We start from the raw sequence: 17,131 nt of genomic DNA on the forward strand, positions 1-17,131 counted from the left end.
CTTGCATAACCTATTAAAAAAATTACAAATATTTGTAAAAAGACAGTAATAGAAAAATATAATTTTAATTAATTATGTCTTTTATCTAAAAAATTAATATTTTGCCACAACAAAAAACGAATTTATTATTTAAATTCTTTAATTTTAAATAAATCTTTTATGTTAAATTAATAATTGCAAATTATAAATTGAGGCAATTAAATTAAATCTTAAACCAAATCTTTTTCTACGATTACGATATTTTTCTGTCATAATTTTAAATTTTTTAAGAATAGCAAAAATATTTTCAATAATAATTCTCATTTTTGAAACTAGTCTATTATGTTGTTTTTGTGCTTTATTTAAATGGTTTTTCTTTGTTTTCTTTGTAGGTATTAGAACATTATTGTGAATTTTTTGTATTCCTTGATAACCACTATCAACTATTAATTTGGTATTTTTTAAAATTGGGATTTTTGATTCTTTAAATAAAGCATAATCATGTTTTTTCCCAAGTGAAAAACTTGTTGCAATAATTTTTCTGGTTTCTTGTTCGATAATTACTTGTGTTTTAATGGTGTGTTTTTTCTTTTTACCAGAATAAGATTGTTTTTGTCTTTTTTTGGGCGTTGGATTGGAGTTTCGGTAGCATCAATAATAATAGTTTTATCATTAAAATAATCATTTATTAGTGCTTTTTTACCAGCAAGTTGTTGAAAATCAGAGTTTTTAATTAAAATATCTTCAATTCATTTGATATTGCGATAACAATTAGCTTAACTAATTCCGAAATTTTTACCAAGATGAAAATAAGTCTGATATTCTCGTCAATATGATAAAGTCATCAATAATCTATTTTCTAGTGATAATTTATTAGTTTTACCACCTTTTTTAAATTTTTCTATTTCAGCTACTTGTAAAATATCTAACATTTTATTAAAAGTGGATTTTTTTATTCCTGTTAATCTTAACCATTCTTTATCATTAAGAGTATTAAATTTATTATTGTTCATATTTTGATATCCTCATAAATTATATTTTATAAGAATATTTTAATAAAAAAGGTATCGCAAGAAGTCTATTAGAATAATCTTGTGACTTTAATAAAATAACTTCATTTTCTAATTTAGTTAAAAATGACAAACCATAATTAATCCATTTAGGTTCAGCTACTAAATATGATTGTTCAACCGTTGTTCTCTCATATTGCGTATCATAACTAATGGCATAATTCATTATGGCATGCTTCTTATTAATGTATTTTCTAATATATTGCAATAAATTTCATTTTAATCTTTGTTGCATATAATTAGAAAAACTTTTATTTGCTGTTTCCCGATAAGTTTTCATACTGTTATAAAATGAAAAATATTGTAAAGAACTAAAATCACTTAATTCTAGAGGAATTGATGAAAATTTTCGAAAAGTTATAAAAGTAATTTTTTCAATTAAATTAAAATATTTTTTTCATAAAAATATAAACGCTGGTTGTTGATAGGCAATTTGGTATTGATATATTAGACTTCTTGCGATACCTTTTTTATTAAAATATTCTTATAAAATATAATTTATGAGGATATCAAAATATGAACAATAATAAATTTAATACTCTTAATGATAAAGAATGGTTAAGATTAACAGGAATAAAAAAATCCACTTTTAATAAAATGTTAGATATTTTACAAGTAGCTGAAATAGAAAAATTTAAAAAAGGTGGTAAAACTAATAAATTATCACTAGAAAATAGATTATTGATGACTTTATCATATTGACGAGAATATCAGACTTATTTTCATCTTGGTAAAAATTTCGGAATTAGTGAAGCTAATTGTTATCGCAATATCAAATGAATTGAAGATATTTTAATTAAAAACTCTGATTTTCAACAACTTGCTGGTAAAAAAGCACTAATAAATGATTATTTTAATGATAAAACTATTATTATTGATGCTACCGAAACTCCAATCCAACGCCCAAAAAAAGACAAAAACAATCTTATTCTGGTAAAAAGAAAAAACACACCATTAAAACACAAGTAATTATCGAACAAGAAACCAGAAAAATTATTGCAACAAGTTTTTCACTTGGGAAAAAACATGATTATGCTTTATTTAAAGAATCAAAAATCCCAATTTTAAAAAATACCAAATTAATAGTTGATAGTGGTTATCAAGGAATACAAAAAATTCACAATAATGTTCTAATACCTACAAAGAAAACAAAGAAAAACCATTTAAATAAAGCACAAAAACAACATAATAGACTAGTTTCAAAAATGAGAATTATTATTGAAAATATTTTTGCTATTCTTAAAAAATTTAAAATTATGACAGAAAAATATCGTAATCGTAGAAAAAGATTTGGTTTAAGATTTAATTTAATTGCCTCAATTTATAATTTGCAATTATTAATTTAACATAAAAGATTTATTTAAAATTAAAGAATTTAAATAATAAATTCGTTTTTTGTTGTGGCAAAATATTAATTTTTTAGATAAAAGACATAATTAATTAAAATTATATTTTTCTATTACTGTCTTTTTACAAATATTTGTAATTTTTTTAATAGGTTATGCAAGAAGTCTATTAATTAATTATCTTCCATTTAAACTCCTTAATTATTTTGATTATTCCGAACTTGATATAATAGCAAAGCACTAGCAACAGCAACATTTAAAGAATTAATATGACCTTGCATTGGTACTTTAACAATATAATCAGAATTATTTAAAAGTTTCTGACTAACACCTTTACCCTCATTACCAACAATTAAAGCAATCGGTTTTTTATAGTCAACATTATAATAATTAATTTCGGTATTTAAAGCACTAGCAACAATCCAAAAACCATTATCTTTTAATGTCGTTAAAGTATTACTAAGATTAGTCACTTTCACAACTGGCACATAGTTAATCGCACCAACAGAAGTTTTTGCAACCGTAGCATTTAATTCTACTTGTCTTTGCTTCAAAATAATAACCGCATCAACATTAACTGCATCACAACTTCGCAAAATTGCTCCAAAATTTCTTGGATCTTCAATTTGATCTAAAATTAAAATTAAAGGGTATTTCTTAGTTTTTATTTTTTGTAAAACTACTTCTAAAGAAGAATACACATATTCCTTAATTAAACACACAATTCCTTGATGTTTTGAATGTTTAACTAAAAATAATAATTGTTCTTTATTACTAATAACATAAGAAATATTCGCCTGCTTTAATTGTTCAATAATAGCTTTTTCTTGTGGTAAAATAAAAACTTTTTCAATTCGTTGGCGGTCATCAGCTAACAATTGTTTTAAAGGATTTTTACCATAAATATAATTTGCCATTTTTGTTACTCCTTAATAAAGAAAATTATTTTTGAACATATTTTATAAAATATTCTTCGCTTGTAATTGTTCTCTAATTTTATCTGCTAAATTATATTTTTTTTGTTTACGTGCATCTTGTCAAGATAATAATAATTGTTTCACATCATCATCAAACGAAACTAATGAAAATTGTAAACCTAAAAGAAATAAACATTGTTGCAGAGTATTAAATAATGGTAAAATTGCTCCCGATTTTCATTTTAAAATATTATTAATTTCCTTAATAATTTGTTCAATTATTACTCAAGCATTAGCAAAGTTAAGGTCATCTTGTAAATAATTTACCACTTGCATCACAAGTTGTTCATTTTTTTCATTAGTATTAACCTCGCCATTTAAAAATGAGATTACTAAACTTTCTTTTAATATTTGATGAATTTTTGCAACTTTTTCTTTTCCTTGAATAATAAAATTTTTAGTAATATTTAACGGCTTAGAATAATGGGTTAGCGCTAATAAATATCGTAAAACATTAGCATCATAATGGCGCAAAAATTCTTTAACAACAATAGTATTTTTAAGAGATTTTGACATTTTGACATCATCATAAAATAGATGACCATTATGAAGTCATATTTTAACAGGTTCTTGCTTATTTAATGCCAACAATTGAATTCTTTCATTTTCGTGATGAGGAAATATTAAATCAATACCACCCCCGTGAAGATTAATCGGCTGTTTAAAATATTTATTAATAAATAACGCACATTCAGTATGTCATCCCGGTCTGCCTTCACTTCAAGGCGAAGTTCATTTTTGCCCCTGATCGGTTTTTTTCCATAAAACAAAATCATTAACATAATTTTTATTACTATCAATTGCAACTCTAATTCCTACTTGCAAATCCTTTAAATTTTTCTTTGATAATTGTCCATAAGATTGAAAATATTTTTTTATTGCTAAATAAACATTACCATTCTTAACATAAGCAGCTTCAATTTTAACTAACCGTTCAATAAATTTAATAATATCAGCAATATTATCACTTACTTTGACAAATAAATTTGGTTCATAAACATTTAACTGTTTTAAAACCTCAAAATAACTTTTAGTATACTTTTCTGTTAATTCCTTTTCCGTTATTTTTTCTAAATGAGCTTGACGAATAATTTTATCATCAATATCAGTAATATTTTGCACATAAAAAACTTTCTGTTTAGTAACCATAAATAATCGCTGCAAAATATCAAAAATAAAAATTGGTCGCATATTCCCAATATGAATATCACCATAAACTGTCGGTCCACAAACATACATTGTAACTATCAAGTCATTGATTTTAATTTTTTGTTGTTGTTTACTATCTCATATTTGCATTAAATTCACCTATATAATCTAAAAAATATTATAACATAGTTAAAATATTATGGTAAGATTACTAGACTTCTTGCATAACCTATTAAAAAAATTACAAATATTTGTAAAAAGACAGTAATAGAAAAATATAATTTTAATTAATTATGTCTTTTATCTAAAAAATTAATATTTTGCCACAACAAAAAATGAATTTATTATTTAAATTCTTTAATTTTAAATAAATCTTTTATGTTAAATTAATAATTGCAAATTATAAATTGAGGCAATTAAATTAAATCTTAAACCAAATCTTTTTCTACGATTACGATATTTTTCTGTCATAATTTTAAATTTTTTAAGAATAGCAAAAATATTTTCAATAATAATTCTCATTTTTGAAACTAGTCTATTATGTTGTTTTTGTGCTTTATTTAAATGGTTTTTCTTTGTTTTCTTTGTAGGTATTAGAACATTATTGTGAATTTTTTGTATTCCTTGATAACCACTATCAACTATTAATTTGGTATTTTTTAAAATTGGGATTTTTGATTCTTTAAATAAAGCATAATCATGTTTTTTCCCAAGTGAAAAACTTGTTGCAATAATTTTTCTGGTTTCTTGTTCGATAATTACTTGTGTTTTAATGGTGTGTTTTTTCTTTTTACCAGAATAAGATTGTTTTTGTCTTTTTTTGGGCGTTGGATTGGAGTTTCGGTAGCATCAATAATAATAGTTTTATCATTAAAATAATCATTTATTAGTGCTTTTTTACCAGCAAGTTGTTGAAAATCAGAGTTTTTAATTAAAATATCTTCAATTCACTTGATATTGCGATAACAATTAGCTTCACTAATTCCGAAATTTTTACCAAGATGAAAATAAGTCTGATATTCTCGTCAATATGATAAAGTCATCAATAATCTATTTTCTAGTGATAATTTATTAGTTTTACCACCTTTTTTAAATTTTTCTATTTCAGCTACTTGTAAAATATCTAACATTTTATTAAAAGTGGATTTTTTTATTCCTGTTAATTTTAACCATTCTTTATCATTAAGAGTATTAAATTTATTATTTTTCATATTTTGATATCCTCATAAATTATATTTTATAAGAATATTTTAATAAAAAAGGTATCGCAAGAAGTCTATTGAATTTAGTTATTATGGATTTTCAATTTCAATTTCAAAATTATTTGTTTTATTTAATAGACTTCTTGCATAACCTATTAAAAAAATTACAAATATTTGTAAAAAGACAGTAATAGAAAAATATAATTTTAATTAATTATGTCTTTTATCTAAAAAATTAATATTTTGCCACAACAAAAAATTAATTTATTATTTAAATTCTTTAATTTTAAATAAATCTTTTATGTTAAATTAATAATTGCAAATTATAAATTGAGGCAATTAAATTAAATCTTAAACCAAATCTTTTTCTACGATTACGATATTTTTCTGTCATAATTTTAAATTTTTTAAGAATAGCAAAAATATTTTCAATAATAATTCTCATTTTTGAAACTAGTCTATTATGTTGTTTTTGTGCTTTATTTAAATGGTTTTTCTTTGTTTTCTTTGTAGGTATTAGAACATTATTGTGAATTTTTTGTATTCCTTGATAACCACTATCAACTATTAATTTGGTATTTTTTAAAATTGGGATTTTTGATTCTTTAAATAGACTTCTTGCATAACCTATTAAAAAAATTACAAATATTTGTAAAAAGACAGTAATAGAAAAATATAATTTTAATTAATTATGTCTTTTATCTAAAAAATTAATATTTTGCCACAACAAAAAATGAATTTATTATTTAAATTCTTTAATTTTAAATAAATCTTTTATGTTAAATTAATAATTGCAAATTATAAATTGAGGCAATTAAATTAAATCTTAAACCAAATCTTTTTCTACGATTACGATATTTTTCTGTCATAATTTTAAATTTTTTAAGAATAGCAAAAATATTTTCAATAATAATTCTCATTTTTGAAACTAGTCTATTATGTTGTTTTTGTGCTTTATTTAAATGGTTTTTCTTTGTTTTCTTTGTAGGTATTAGAACATTATTGTGAATTTTTTGTATTCCTTGATAACCACTATCAACTATTAATTTGGTATTTTTTAAAATTGGGATTTTTGATTCTTTAAATAGACTTCTTGCATAACCTATTAAAAAAATTACAAATATTTGTAAAAAGACAGTAATAGAAAAATATAATTTTAATTAATTATGTCTTTTATCTAAAAAATTAATATTTTGCCACAACAAAAAATGAATTTATTATTTAAATTCTTTAATTTTAAATAAATCTTTTATGTTAAATTAATAATTGCAAATTATAAATTGAGGCAATTAAATTAAATCTTAAACCAAATCTTTTTCTACGATTACGATATTTTTCTGTCATAATTTTAAATTTTTTAAGAATAGCAAAAATATTTTCAATAATAATTCTCATTTTTGAAACTAGTCTATTATGTTGTTTTTGTGCTTTATTTAAATGGTTTTTCTTTGTTTTCTTTGTAGGTATTAGAACATTATTGTGAATTTTTTGTATTCCTTGATAACCACTATCAACTATTAATTTGGTATTTTTTAAAATTGGGATTTTTGATTCTTTAAATAAAGCATAATCATGTTTTTTCCCAAGTGAAAAACTTGTTGCAATAATTTTTCTGGTTTCTTGTTCGATAATTACTTGTGTTTTAATGGTGTGTTTTTTCTTTTTACCAGAATAAGATTGTTTTTGTCTTTTTTTGGGCGTTGGATTGGAGTTTCGGTAGCATCAATAATAATAGTTTTATCATTAAAATAATCATTTATTAGTGCTTTTTTACCAGCAAGTTGTTGAAAATCAGAGTTTTTAATTAAAATATCTTCAATTCACTTGATATTCCGATAACAATTAGCTTCACTAATTCCGAAATTTTTACCAAGATGAAAATAAGTCTGATATTCTCGTCAATATGATAAAGTCATCAATAATCTATTTTCTAGTGATAATTTATTAGTTTTACCACCTTTTTTAAATTTTTCTATTTCAGCTACTTGTAAAATATCTAACATTTTATTAAAAGTGGATTTTTTTATTCCTGTTAATCTTAACCATTCTTTATCATTAAGAGTATTAAATTTATTATTGTTCATATTTTGATATCCTCATAAATTATATTTTATAAGAATATTTTAATAAAAAAGGTATCGCAAGAAGTCTAATATTTAAGTTAAGATTAAAAAATATTAAATATAATATTGAAAATGAGCGAAGATTAATTGATGAATATTTTGAAGATAACCAAATATTTTTTAATCTTAAAAATCTTGATGATTTAACAGAAAAAATTAATAATGATTTAAAAAAAATTGATTCTAATATTGAAGTGGTAGTTAATTTTTCTAATGTTGCAAAAATCTTTCACTTTGTTATTTATCTTCAAGGAACGGTATTATTTTATAATATTGCTTGCTAGTTGATTAGATGCTTTAAAAAATGTCAGAATTAGTTTAGATATTTTGTTTTTCTTTTTTAAACAAGATAGGATATAATTAAATGAAGGAGGTTTTTTATAATGAGAAATTCTAATTTTACATTTCGCCGTTTTTTTATAATTTTTGCTAATGTTTTTGTGTTTATTGGCGCGTTCTTTGTGTTAACAATGATTGCTTTTTATACAATTGCAGCATTAAGAAATCAGATTACGGAGTTAACAGCTTATGATAATGATTTTCGTAGGGTAATTACTGATATTATAAATAAGGGTTATTTTCCAGTTGTAGCATTAATTATTTATATGGGAGCAATGCAATTAATTTATAGTGCTTTAATTATTAAATGAGCAATATCACTTAATGATGAGCAATTTATTAAACATCGTTGATTAATTTTAGTTTATAGTTTTTTTAATATGACATTTTTTACTGGATTTATGTTGCTTTCATTAGATCAAAAAAGAATTGAGACGGGTATTAAAGCGAAAAGAAAAATGGCATTACATGAATCAAGTGTTTTTGCTTTATCAGGTGCGATGTTAATAATGTTTACTGCTGTTTTACTATTGACAAAAAATCTTAATAGTGAAATTGTCAATATAAAACAACCCTTTGTTATTACTTTAAGTGTTGCTGGGGTATTCTTATTATTTGGGGTGATGGGCTTATTGTCAATTAGTAAATTAAAAAATGTTAATTTACCAGATAGTAATTCTTTACAAAATGTGCCAGTAATGTCGTTTAATGATCAGTTTGCTAAGTTAATGATTGGTTTTAGTATTATTTTTATATTAGTTAAAATGCTTATTGTTCTTGTAATTAATACTATTGGTTATTTAAGTCAAATGTTTAGTCGTGAAAATCGTGGATTTTTTAGTAATATTGGAGCAACGATAAATTTAATTTTTATGTATACTATTGTTTATCAAGTATTTCAAGCATTACTTCAAAAAGATGATCAACCGCTAGTCATTGATTTATCAAATGTTGATACTAAAAGACAACACCAACGGTTTTAAGTAATTTATTATTTAATAATTTTTAAAACTGCTTCGTATTTTTATTAAGAAGCAGTTTTTATTTGGGTGTGGGATAATATTATTAATTTTGAATTTTCTTTCATTTTTTTGCGTTATAATAGCAACTAGATAGAAGTAAGGAGACTTTTAATGCTTTATCAAAAAACTAAGAAGATTGTTAAACCACGAACAAATATTATTTTAATAGTTCTTGCAGGGTTAACAACTAAAATTAATAGTTTAAAGCAAACATTACCAAAAGAAAATATGATTTATTTTCAACAGCATCGTGCCATTTTACCAACTTTACCACCATATAATATGGCTTCAATTTTAACAGGTGCGCCATTGGAGTTTCACGGGGTTACTAATTGAGAAAACAATCGTTTGGTTACGGGGGTTTTGAATACTAAGGATAATATGTATCCAACATTTTTTTATAGTATTAAAAAGCAAAAGCCTGATTATAAATTAAGTGTAATTACTAATTTTCATATGATTAAAAATATGTTGGAAAAATTTTTGTTAGATGACTTTATTGTTAAGGATACCATTAATTATCTTGATGTTAATATTAATGAATATCAACTATCAACTATTAACTATTTATGATGATGAAATGTATGATATTGGTGTTAAACAAGGTTTTAATACTAATGAGTATGCTTCATTATTGCAAGAAAAAGTTATTGCTATTAATGAAATGATTTTGAAAAATCCCCAATCAACAGTTATTATTACTTCAACATCTGGGGGATATCATCAAGGAGTTGAGAATCAAGGCGGATTAGATTCGCGTGAATTAGTTATTCCTTTAAATATAATTGATAGTCATTTACAAGGGAAAACTCATAAAATTGTTAGACCAACTAGTAATGTTGATATTGCATCAATAATTGCTTATTTAATTGGTGTTGATTTAGTTCAAGCTTCAACGACTAATATTTATGAGGTTTTGCATAAGGTAGGAATAAAATATGTTGAATAATATTAAGTATATTGTTATTTTTGGGTCGGATGCTTATGGATCATATTTACTAGAAGATAATGTCGGAAGTACTTTTAAAATGTTAATGGAAAAAGGCGCATATTCGTTAAATAGTCGGAGTGTTGTTCCGATTATGTCTAGTGTTAACTGAACATCATTATTATGTGGGACCGCACCTAATTTTCATGGGCGTACGCAGTGAGATTCTGAAACAGGTGATGCAAAAAGTGTTTATGATTATGTGAATAATAAAAATGTCCCTAGTATTTTTACATTATTTAAAAAGCAAACTAATTTGAAAACAGCAGCATTTTTTCGTTGATCGCAATTCCAATATATTTTAGATGTTAATTCATTAGATTATTGAAGTAATGTGATGGTTAAAGATGTTGATTCTTGAAAACCAACTAAGAAAACTATTTGAATTAGTAGTAATGATAACATTAAACCTAATCAGATGATTATTGATGATTATTGTCAATATTTAATTGCTAAAAAACCAGAATTATCTTTTGTTTATGTTAATGAACCAGATACTGTTGGACATAAGATTGGTCATCAAACAACAGAAATTAAAGCAATGGCGATGCAAGTTGATTTGTGAGTTAAACAGGTTTTAGAAACGATTAGTCATATTCCAAAAATGAAAGATAATACATTATTTGTTTTTATTGCTGATCATGGTGGTAAAGGTCAAGGTGATGATTGTCACGGTAATTTTAATGATTATGAGATTAAAGTACCAGTGTTCTTTTATGGTGCTGGTGTTAAAAATACAGGGCAGTTTTTAGAGCAAACTATTCAATATGATATTACAGCCACATTGGCTTGATTAATGGAGTTGGATAGACCTGATTATTGACAAGGAAGAGTTATTTATTCACCATTTATTAGTTATCAAGAATATTATGAGGATGTGATATCGGAATGTTAATTATTGAACAAAAAGACTTAAATTTATTTCGAATTATGCATAATGATAAATGATTGTATAAGGTTTTTTCTTTGCCCAAAGCATTGCAAATTGCTAAAGAATATCAAAAAAAAATTAATAAATCGTTAACAATTAAAATAATTTTACAAAATCAATAATTAGCAAGTAACTGATTAAAAGCTGATAGAAAATTTTGGTAATAGTACTCTTAGTAAAGAGTACTATTTTATTTGCTTTTAATTAATAGACTTCTTGCATAACCTATTAAAAAAATTACAAATATTTGTAAAAAGACAGTAATAGAAAAATATAATTTTAATTAATTATGTCTTTTATCTAAAAAATTAATATTTTGCCACAACAAAAAACGAATTTATTATTTAAATTCTTTAATTTTAAATAAATCTTTTATGTTAAATTAATAATTGCAAATTATAAATTGAGGCAATTAAATTAAATCTTAAACCAAATCTTTTTCTACGATTACGATATTTTTCTGTCATAAGTTTAAATTTTTTAAGAATAGCAAAAATATTTTCAATAATAATTCTCATTTTTGAAACTAGTCTATTATGTTGTTTTTGTGCTTTATTTAAATGGTTTTTCTTTGTTTTCTTTGTAGGTATTAGAACATTATTGTGAATTTTTTGTATTCCTTGATAACCACTATCAACTATTAATTTGGTATTTTTTAAAATTGGGATTTTTGATTCTTTAAATAAAGCATAATCATGTTTTTTCCCAAGTGAAAAACTTGTTGCAATAATTTTTCTGGTTTCTTGTTCGATAATTACTTGTGTTTTAATGGTGTGTTTTTTCTTTTTACCAGAATAAGATTGTTTTTGTCTTTTTTTGGGCTTTTGGGCGTTGGATTGGAGTTTCGGTAGCATCAATAATAATAGTTTTATCATTAAAATAATCATTTATTAGTGCTTTTTTACCAGCAAGTTGTTGAAAATCAGAGTTTTTAATTAAAATATCTTCAATTCACTTGATATTCCGATAACAATTAGATTCACTAATTCCGAAATTTTTACCAAGATGAAAATAAGTCTGATATTCTCGTCAATATGATAAAGTCATCAATAATCTATTTTCTAGTGATAATTTATTAGTTTTACCACCTTTTTTAAATTTTTCTATTTCAGCTACTTGTAAAATATCTAACATTTTATTAAAAGTGGATTTTTTTATTCCTGTTAATCTTAACCATTCTTTATCATTAAGAGTATTAAATTTATTATTGTTCATATTTTGATATCCTCATAAATTATATTTTATAAGAATATTTTAATAAAAAAGGTATCGCAAGAAGTCTAATTTATAAATTAAAAATAAGATATTACTTTAAATTTATAGTAAAATTAATAAGGATTAACAATTAATAGGAGGAAAATATGACGTATCAAAAAGAATACCAAAAATGATTAAATAATAATGATTTAGAACCACAATTAAGAGAACAATTAATTGTAATGAATGAAAAAGAAATTATTGATGCTTTTAGTAATTCATTAAGTTTTGGTACAGCAGGAATTCGTGGGATTATGGGACCTGGAATTGCCAGAATGAATATTTATAATATTAGGAAGGCAACAATTGCTTTTATCCAATATTTACAAAAAAATTATGAAATGGATGAATTACAAAAAGGAATTGTTATTGCTCATGATAATCGTCATTATTCATTAGAATTTAGTCAAGAAGTAGCTAATATTTTTACTAGTTATAGTATTCCCGTATACTTATTTACTAATAATGATTTACGACCAACACCATTATTATCATATAGTGTGAGAAAATTAAATGCTTTAGCTGGTGCAGTAATTACTGCTAGTCATAATCCGCCAGAATATAATGGTTTTAAAATTTATGATGAAAATGGTTGTCAATTTTTACCAGTTGTTACTGATGAAGTTGGTAATAATATGGAAAATATTGCTATTGAGGATGTCTTTAAGTTACTAAAACCAATTCAAAAACAATTAATAAAAACTGTTCCGATTATTATTGAAGAAGAATATATTAAAGATGTTAAAGCATTACAATTTTATCCTAATGAACAAAAGGATATTAAGATAGTTTTTTCTAATCAGCACGGCACTAGTCGTGATTGAGTAATGAATGTTTTACAAAGTAGCAATTATCAAGTTATTCCTGTTAAAGAACAATGAGATTTTGATCCTAATTTTAGTAATACACCATCACCTAATCCAGAAGTTGCTGAATCTTTTACATTAGCTATTAAATATGCTAAAAAAAATAATGCTGACTTAATTATTATTAATGACCCTGATAGTGACAGAATTGGTATTGCAGTTTTACATCATAATGAGTATATTTTATTAAATGGTAATGAAACAGCACCAATTTTGTTAGAATACTTATTAAGTCATTATAAACAGCAAAAAATTATGCCATCTAATCCAGTAATGTATAATACTTTTGTTACTGGTCATTTAAGTGATTTGTTAGCAAAATCTTATGGTTGTGAAGTTATTAAAACATTAACTGGTTTTAAATGAATTGGTAATGAAATGGCAAAAGAAAAGACACGGAATATAAATTTTGTTTTTGGTTTTGAAGAAGCATATGGTTATGTTGTTAAAGATTTAACTCGTGATAAAGATGGTATTGCCGCAGCAATGGTTATTGCTGAGGCTTGTAATTATTATCGCCAACAAAATAAGTCATTAGTAGATGTTTTAGAAGATATTTATCAAAAATATGGATATTTTTACTTTAATACAGTTAATGTTGTTTTAAAAGGTACTAGTGGGCAAAAAGCGATTAAGACGATTTTAGCAAAGTTAAGAAAAGATTCAATTGTTAGTTTAAATAATATTAAATTAGCAAAAAAAGAAGATTATTTGCAAGGTTTATATAATATGCCTCCCCAAGATTTATTAAAATTTTATTTTAATGATGGTTCGTGGTTGGCAATAAGAGCTAGTGGTACTGAACCAAAAATTAAATTTTATTTTGTTTGTGTTGATAAATCAGTGAAAGCAGCAAAAATAAAAATGGAATTAATGTTTTCCGATTTAGAAAAAAATTATTTACATTTAAAGAAAGGGAAATTAGATGATTAAAGATTTAAAAGCAAATAGTAATGTTCTTGATAAATTCTTAGTTGAAAAAGTTAATCAAGGAACAGCAAGTAATGGAGCAACATATTTAACAGTAACTTTAAAAGATAAAACAGGACTTATTGAAGCTCGCTTATGAAATTCACAACGCGAAGATGCAATTAGATTACAAGCAGGAGTAATTGTTGAAATTAATGGTTTAGTTTCAGAATATCAAAGAAGTTTACAAGTTAAAATTAATAATTATGAAATTATTCCTTTACAAGAAGCAGATCTTAATTTGTTTGTTAAAAGTGCTCCAGTTAGTGAAAGTTTAATGTGAGAACAAATTAATGAGTTTATTGGGGAGATTAAAAATAATTTTTGAAAAAAAATTGTTGAAGAAATTTTAAAAACGCAACAAGATCGTTTTAAAATTTCTCCAGCAGCGGTTAGACATCATCATAATATTCATTCGGGATTAATGTGACATACACTAACTATGTTACAAACAGCAAAAGCGATTTGTAAAATTTATAATGATCGTAAAATTAATAAAAGTTTATTATATGCGGGAATTATTTTACATGATATGGGAAAAACTAAAGAATTACAAGGTGATTTAACAGTTGAATATAGTTTGCAAGGTAAACTAATAGGGCATATTTCAATTATGGCTGGTGAAATTGCTACCATTGGCGAGAAATTACAATTAGATATGCAACAAGTGATTTTATTACAACATATGGTTTTAGCAAGTCATGGTAAAAATGAATATGGTTCGCCAGTTTTACCACAAATTATGGAAGCAGAAATTTTGCATCATATTGATAATTTAGATGCAAGAATTTATGCGATTGATAGTGGTTTAGAACAAATTGAAAATGAAACTTTTTCACAACGCATTGGTGGACTAGAAAATCGTAGTTTTTATCGTCACAATTATTTTAACAGTGAAAATTAAATAATTAATTATTAAAAAAAGAATTCCTAACAAATCTAGGAATTCTTTTTTTAATTAAATTTAAGTTTTTTTTGTAATGCTGTTAGATTTTTACTGTCAACAACGATTTGATTTTTCGGTAATTGTAAACCACTGTGGGAAGAATATTTAGGGATAATATGTAAATGATAATGTTCAATAGTTTGTCCGGCAAGAATACCATTATTAGAAATAAAATTAAATGCTGAAGTATTAAGTTGCACTTCAATTTGTCTAGCGACTTTTTTAGCAGTAATATTAACAAAAGAAATGATGTCATCATTAGTATTAATAAAATTTGTACTATGAATTTTAGGGATAACTAGGGTGTGTCCTTTGTCAAGGGGCATAATGTCTAAAAAGGCAATTGTATGCTCATCTTCATAAATTATATGACTAGGAATTTTGTGTAAAATAATTTTGCAAAATAAACAAGATTGTTCATTCATTTAATATTCCTCCTTGTTTAAAAAAGAGAACAGTTAACTGTTCTCTTTTTTTGTAAATTAATCATCTTCTTCATCTTGGAAATAAGTAGATAAATCTTCTCATATCTTTTTATCGTAAATATTTTTCTTAGTTACAATGTATTTTGTATATAAATATTGACTAGCATTCTTTTTTAAATTATCATCTTTGGAAATTGTAAATAATAATTCATTAATTAATGATGTTTTTTGATTATTAGGAAGAGTTTGTATTCCCGTATTATTGCGGGCACTATTTTTTTTAGTTCCCGTTTTATTAGTATTATTTTTTCACTCAAATTCTATTCCCTTATCAATTTGAATTTCCTTATCATCATCAATTTTATAACCTTTAAACAAATCAGTGACAAAAATTGGGAGAACATAAATTTTAGATACATAACGACGGGCTTCAGTATAAAGTTTATTTATTTCAGAATCGTTAGGAGCTTTACTACTAGCAAAACCAACAATTTGTCTCTCTTTCACTTGTTCTTTATAAAAATCTTCCATTGTGTTATCACCATAAGGATTATTATCATTACCATAAGCAACAAAACCACGAAAACCTGCCATATTAAATATTGGATCAAAAATTGTTTTGACTTCATTATTATCAGGTTTAAATTTATTTTTGAAATCAGTATCTGGAATTAACATAATATCATCGCTAGGTAAATTTTCTTCATTTTCCTTTTTAACTTTTACTTCTCAAACCATTTTTATTTTACTATCTCAAACATTACCTGAATCAAATGTTTGTACACTTTTAGGAACAGTTCAACTTATAGGCAATGAATAATTACCATCTTTTTTTAATTCAAAAATCCGATCTTGTAATCAAGTCATTGTCATTAAATTATCAAGAATAGTAGGTTTAATTTGTGCATTATAGTAATCAGCAAATCGTTCACGAACTTTAACTTTATAATTTATGGTTTCATTGTTGGCGCTTGTGATTTCGGCTGTCATTAAGTCATTAATGCTTGGTTGAATTGTATCAGTATAGGCCTCATCTTTTTCTTCATTTCAAGTTCCTAAAATATGCCATTCCGCTGATTGCTTAATGTCGTATCCTTGTTTAGTAACTGTTGGTTCTAAGAAACTATTATTTAATCTTGCTTTTAAGTATTCTTGATATAATTTATCACCTGCTATTTGATTTCAAAGGTTATCAAATTGTTGCAAATAATTTTTAATTTCTGTCTCAGATAAGTTTTCAATTTTTTTGCCTCGCATTTTCGCATATATCGTAACAAATTCATTGCGAGCAATAATCTCTTTAATAGCATTAAAACCATATTCACTAATCTTACCTTTAAATTTATCAAATAATGCTTTTCCAGTAATATTATTTTTATCGGTTATTTCCAATAATTTAATAAATTGTTCTTCTTGAGTTTTTTCAGATATATTAGTATCAATGCGGTCTTTAGATTTACTACAAGCAATAACAGTTACAATAGGAGATGAAGATATTAAAATTGTACTCGTGAAACTAACTAATTTCTTTAGTATGTGCAT

The 17,131-nt window shown here is 24.2% G+C and carries 21 protein-coding genes and 1 pseudogene; 9 read left to right on the forward strand and 13 right to left on the reverse strand.

Annotated features, from left to right (window positions below):
- Positions 1-162: 162 nt before the first annotated feature.
- From AACK86_RS06665 to AACK86_RS00560, 3 genes are all read right to left on the reverse strand, one after another.
- Positions 163-555: a transposase family protein gene (locus tag AACK86_RS06665; RefSeq protein WP_422398306.1), complete on the reverse strand. Its 393-nt coding sequence runs from the start codon at positions 553-555 to the stop codon at positions 163-165.
- Positions 556-755: 200 nt separating this feature from the next.
- On the reverse strand, positions 756-992 hold the full coding sequence (locus AACK86_RS06670; protein ID WP_422398249.1) for a helix-turn-helix domain-containing protein: 237 nt from the start codon (positions 990-992) through the stop codon (positions 756-758).
- Between the two features lie 19 nt (positions 993-1,011).
- A complete protein-coding gene (locus AACK86_RS00560; protein WP_338982049.1) occupies positions 1,012-1,329 on the reverse strand; it encodes a hypothetical protein in 318 nt (105 codons plus the stop codon).
- Between the two features lie 236 nt (positions 1,330-1,565).
- Here AACK86_RS00560 and AACK86_RS06675 point away from each other — a divergent pair, with 236 nt between their 5' ends.
- Both AACK86_RS06675 and AACK86_RS06680 read left to right on the forward strand, forming a co-directional pair.
- A complete protein-coding gene (locus tag AACK86_RS06675; RefSeq protein WP_338982632.1) occupies positions 1,566-2,018 on the forward strand; it encodes a transposase family protein in 453 nt (150 codons plus the stop codon).
- Positions 2,003-2,395, forward strand: a complete 393-nt coding sequence (locus AACK86_RS06680; RefSeq protein WP_422398306.1) for a transposase family protein — start codon at positions 2,003-2,005, stop codon at positions 2,393-2,395. The genes AACK86_RS06675 and AACK86_RS06680 overlap by 16 nt, the downstream gene beginning before the upstream one ends.
- 197 nt (positions 2,396-2,592) lie before the next feature.
- On the opposite strand, the gene rlmB is transcribed toward AACK86_RS06680, so the two are convergent.
- The 7 genes from rlmB to AACK86_RS06690 form a co-directional block, all read right to left on the reverse strand.
- Complete coding sequence (gene rlmB, locus AACK86_RS00570) at positions 2,593-3,312, reverse strand: 23S rRNA (guanosine(2251)-2'-O)-methyltransferase RlmB (RefSeq protein WP_338982050.1); 720 nt, start codon at positions 3,310-3,312, stop codon at positions 2,593-2,595.
- A gap of 42 nt (positions 3,313-3,354) precedes the next feature.
- Positions 3,355-4,611 carry a cysteine--tRNA ligase gene (gene cysS / locus AACK86_RS00575; protein WP_338982051.1) on the reverse strand — a complete coding sequence of 419 codons (1,257 nt, stop codon included), beginning with the start codon at positions 4,609-4,611 and terminating at the stop codon, positions 3,355-3,357.
- A gap of 291 nt (positions 4,612-4,902) precedes the next feature.
- Positions 4,903-5,732 (reverse strand): IS5 family transposase gene (locus AACK86_RS00580; RefSeq protein ID WP_338982052.1). Its coding sequence is split into 2 segments (ribosomal slippage): positions 4,903-5,336 and positions 5,336-5,732, totalling 831 coding nucleotides; the frame shifts between segments, so codons are not numbered across the junction.
- Positions 5,733-6,027: 295 nt separating this feature from the next.
- Positions 6,028-6,408, reverse strand: coding sequence for a transposase family protein (locus tag AACK86_RS00585; RefSeq protein WP_422398310.1), 381 nt, complete (start codon positions 6,406-6,408; stop codon positions 6,028-6,030).
- A 94-nt stretch (positions 6,409-6,502) separates the two neighbouring features.
- Entirely contained in the window at positions 6,503-6,883 is a 381-nt protein-coding gene (locus tag AACK86_RS00590) for a transposase family protein (protein WP_422398310.1), read from the reverse strand.
- 94 nt (positions 6,884-6,977) lie between these two features.
- On the reverse strand, positions 6,978-7,370 hold the full coding sequence (locus AACK86_RS06685) for a transposase family protein (RefSeq protein ID WP_422398306.1): 393 nt from the start codon (positions 7,368-7,370) through the stop codon (positions 6,978-6,980).
- On the reverse strand, positions 7,355-7,807 hold the full coding sequence (locus AACK86_RS06690) for a transposase family protein (RefSeq protein WP_338982632.1): 453 nt from the start codon (positions 7,805-7,807) through the stop codon (positions 7,355-7,357). Before AACK86_RS06690 ends, AACK86_RS06685 begins: the two co-directional genes overlap by 16 nt.
- A 422-nt stretch (positions 7,808-8,229) precedes the next feature.
- On the opposite strand from AACK86_RS06690, the gene AACK86_RS00600 reads away from it, so the two are divergent.
- From AACK86_RS00600 to AACK86_RS00620, 5 genes are all read left to right on the forward strand, one after another.
- Complete coding sequence (locus tag AACK86_RS00600) at positions 8,230-9,168, forward strand: hypothetical protein (protein WP_338981502.1); 939 nt, start codon at positions 8,230-8,232, stop codon at positions 9,166-9,168.
- Positions 9,169-9,318: 150 nt separating this feature from the next.
- Positions 9,319-9,807 carry a hypothetical protein gene (locus AACK86_RS00605; protein WP_338982053.1) on the forward strand — a complete coding sequence of 163 codons (489 nt, stop codon included), beginning with the start codon at positions 9,319-9,321 and terminating at the stop codon, positions 9,805-9,807.
- Positions 9,788-10,156 (forward strand): hypothetical protein, encoded by a 369-nt coding sequence (locus AACK86_RS00610; protein WP_338982054.1) that lies wholly within the window; start codon positions 9,788-9,790, stop codon positions 10,154-10,156. Before AACK86_RS00605 ends, AACK86_RS00610 begins: the two co-directional genes overlap by 20 nt.
- Positions 10,146-11,090 (forward strand): alkaline phosphatase, encoded by a 945-nt coding sequence (locus AACK86_RS00615; protein ID WP_338982055.1) that lies wholly within the window; start codon positions 10,146-10,148, stop codon positions 11,088-11,090. Before AACK86_RS00610 ends, AACK86_RS00615 begins: the two co-directional genes overlap by 11 nt.
- The gene (locus tag AACK86_RS00620) at positions 11,084-11,248 is read left to right on the forward strand and encodes a hypothetical protein (RefSeq protein WP_338968912.1); all 165 of its coding nucleotides are present in this window, start codon (positions 11,084-11,086) and stop codon (positions 11,246-11,248) included. The genes AACK86_RS00615 and AACK86_RS00620 overlap by 7 nt, the downstream gene beginning before the upstream one ends.
- Positions 11,249-11,503: 255 nt before the next feature.
- Here the strand turns inward: AACK86_RS00620 and AACK86_RS00625 are convergent.
- Positions 11,504-12,341 (reverse strand): annotated as a pseudogene (locus tag AACK86_RS00625) (IS5 family transposase).
- A gap of 146 nt (positions 12,342-12,487) precedes the next feature.
- Here AACK86_RS00625 and AACK86_RS00630 point away from each other — a divergent pair.
- A complete protein-coding gene (locus AACK86_RS00630; protein WP_338982056.1) occupies positions 12,488-14,182 on the forward strand; it encodes a phospho-sugar mutase in 1,695 nt (564 codons plus the stop codon).
- Entirely contained in the window at positions 14,175-15,122 is a 948-nt protein-coding gene (locus AACK86_RS00635) for a 3'-5' exoribonuclease YhaM family protein (RefSeq protein WP_338982057.1), read from the forward strand. Before AACK86_RS00630 ends, AACK86_RS00635 begins: the two co-directional genes overlap by 8 nt.
- Before the next feature lie 50 nt (positions 15,123-15,172).
- On the opposite strand, the gene AACK86_RS00640 is transcribed toward AACK86_RS00635, so the two are convergent.
- A complete protein-coding gene (locus AACK86_RS00640) occupies positions 15,173-15,589 on the reverse strand; it encodes an HIT family protein (protein WP_338982058.1) in 417 nt (138 codons plus the stop codon).
- 57 nt (positions 15,590-15,646) lie between these two features.
- Complete coding sequence (locus tag AACK86_RS00645) at positions 15,647-17,131, reverse strand: hypothetical protein (RefSeq protein ID WP_338982060.1); 1,485 nt, start codon at positions 17,129-17,131, stop codon at positions 15,647-15,649.

Origin of the sequence: Spiroplasma endosymbiont of Eupeodes luniger (assembly GCF_964019525.1) — a bacterium.
Taxonomy (GTDB): domain Bacteria; phylum Bacillota_I; class Bacilli_A; order Mycoplasmatales; family Nriv7; genus Nriv7.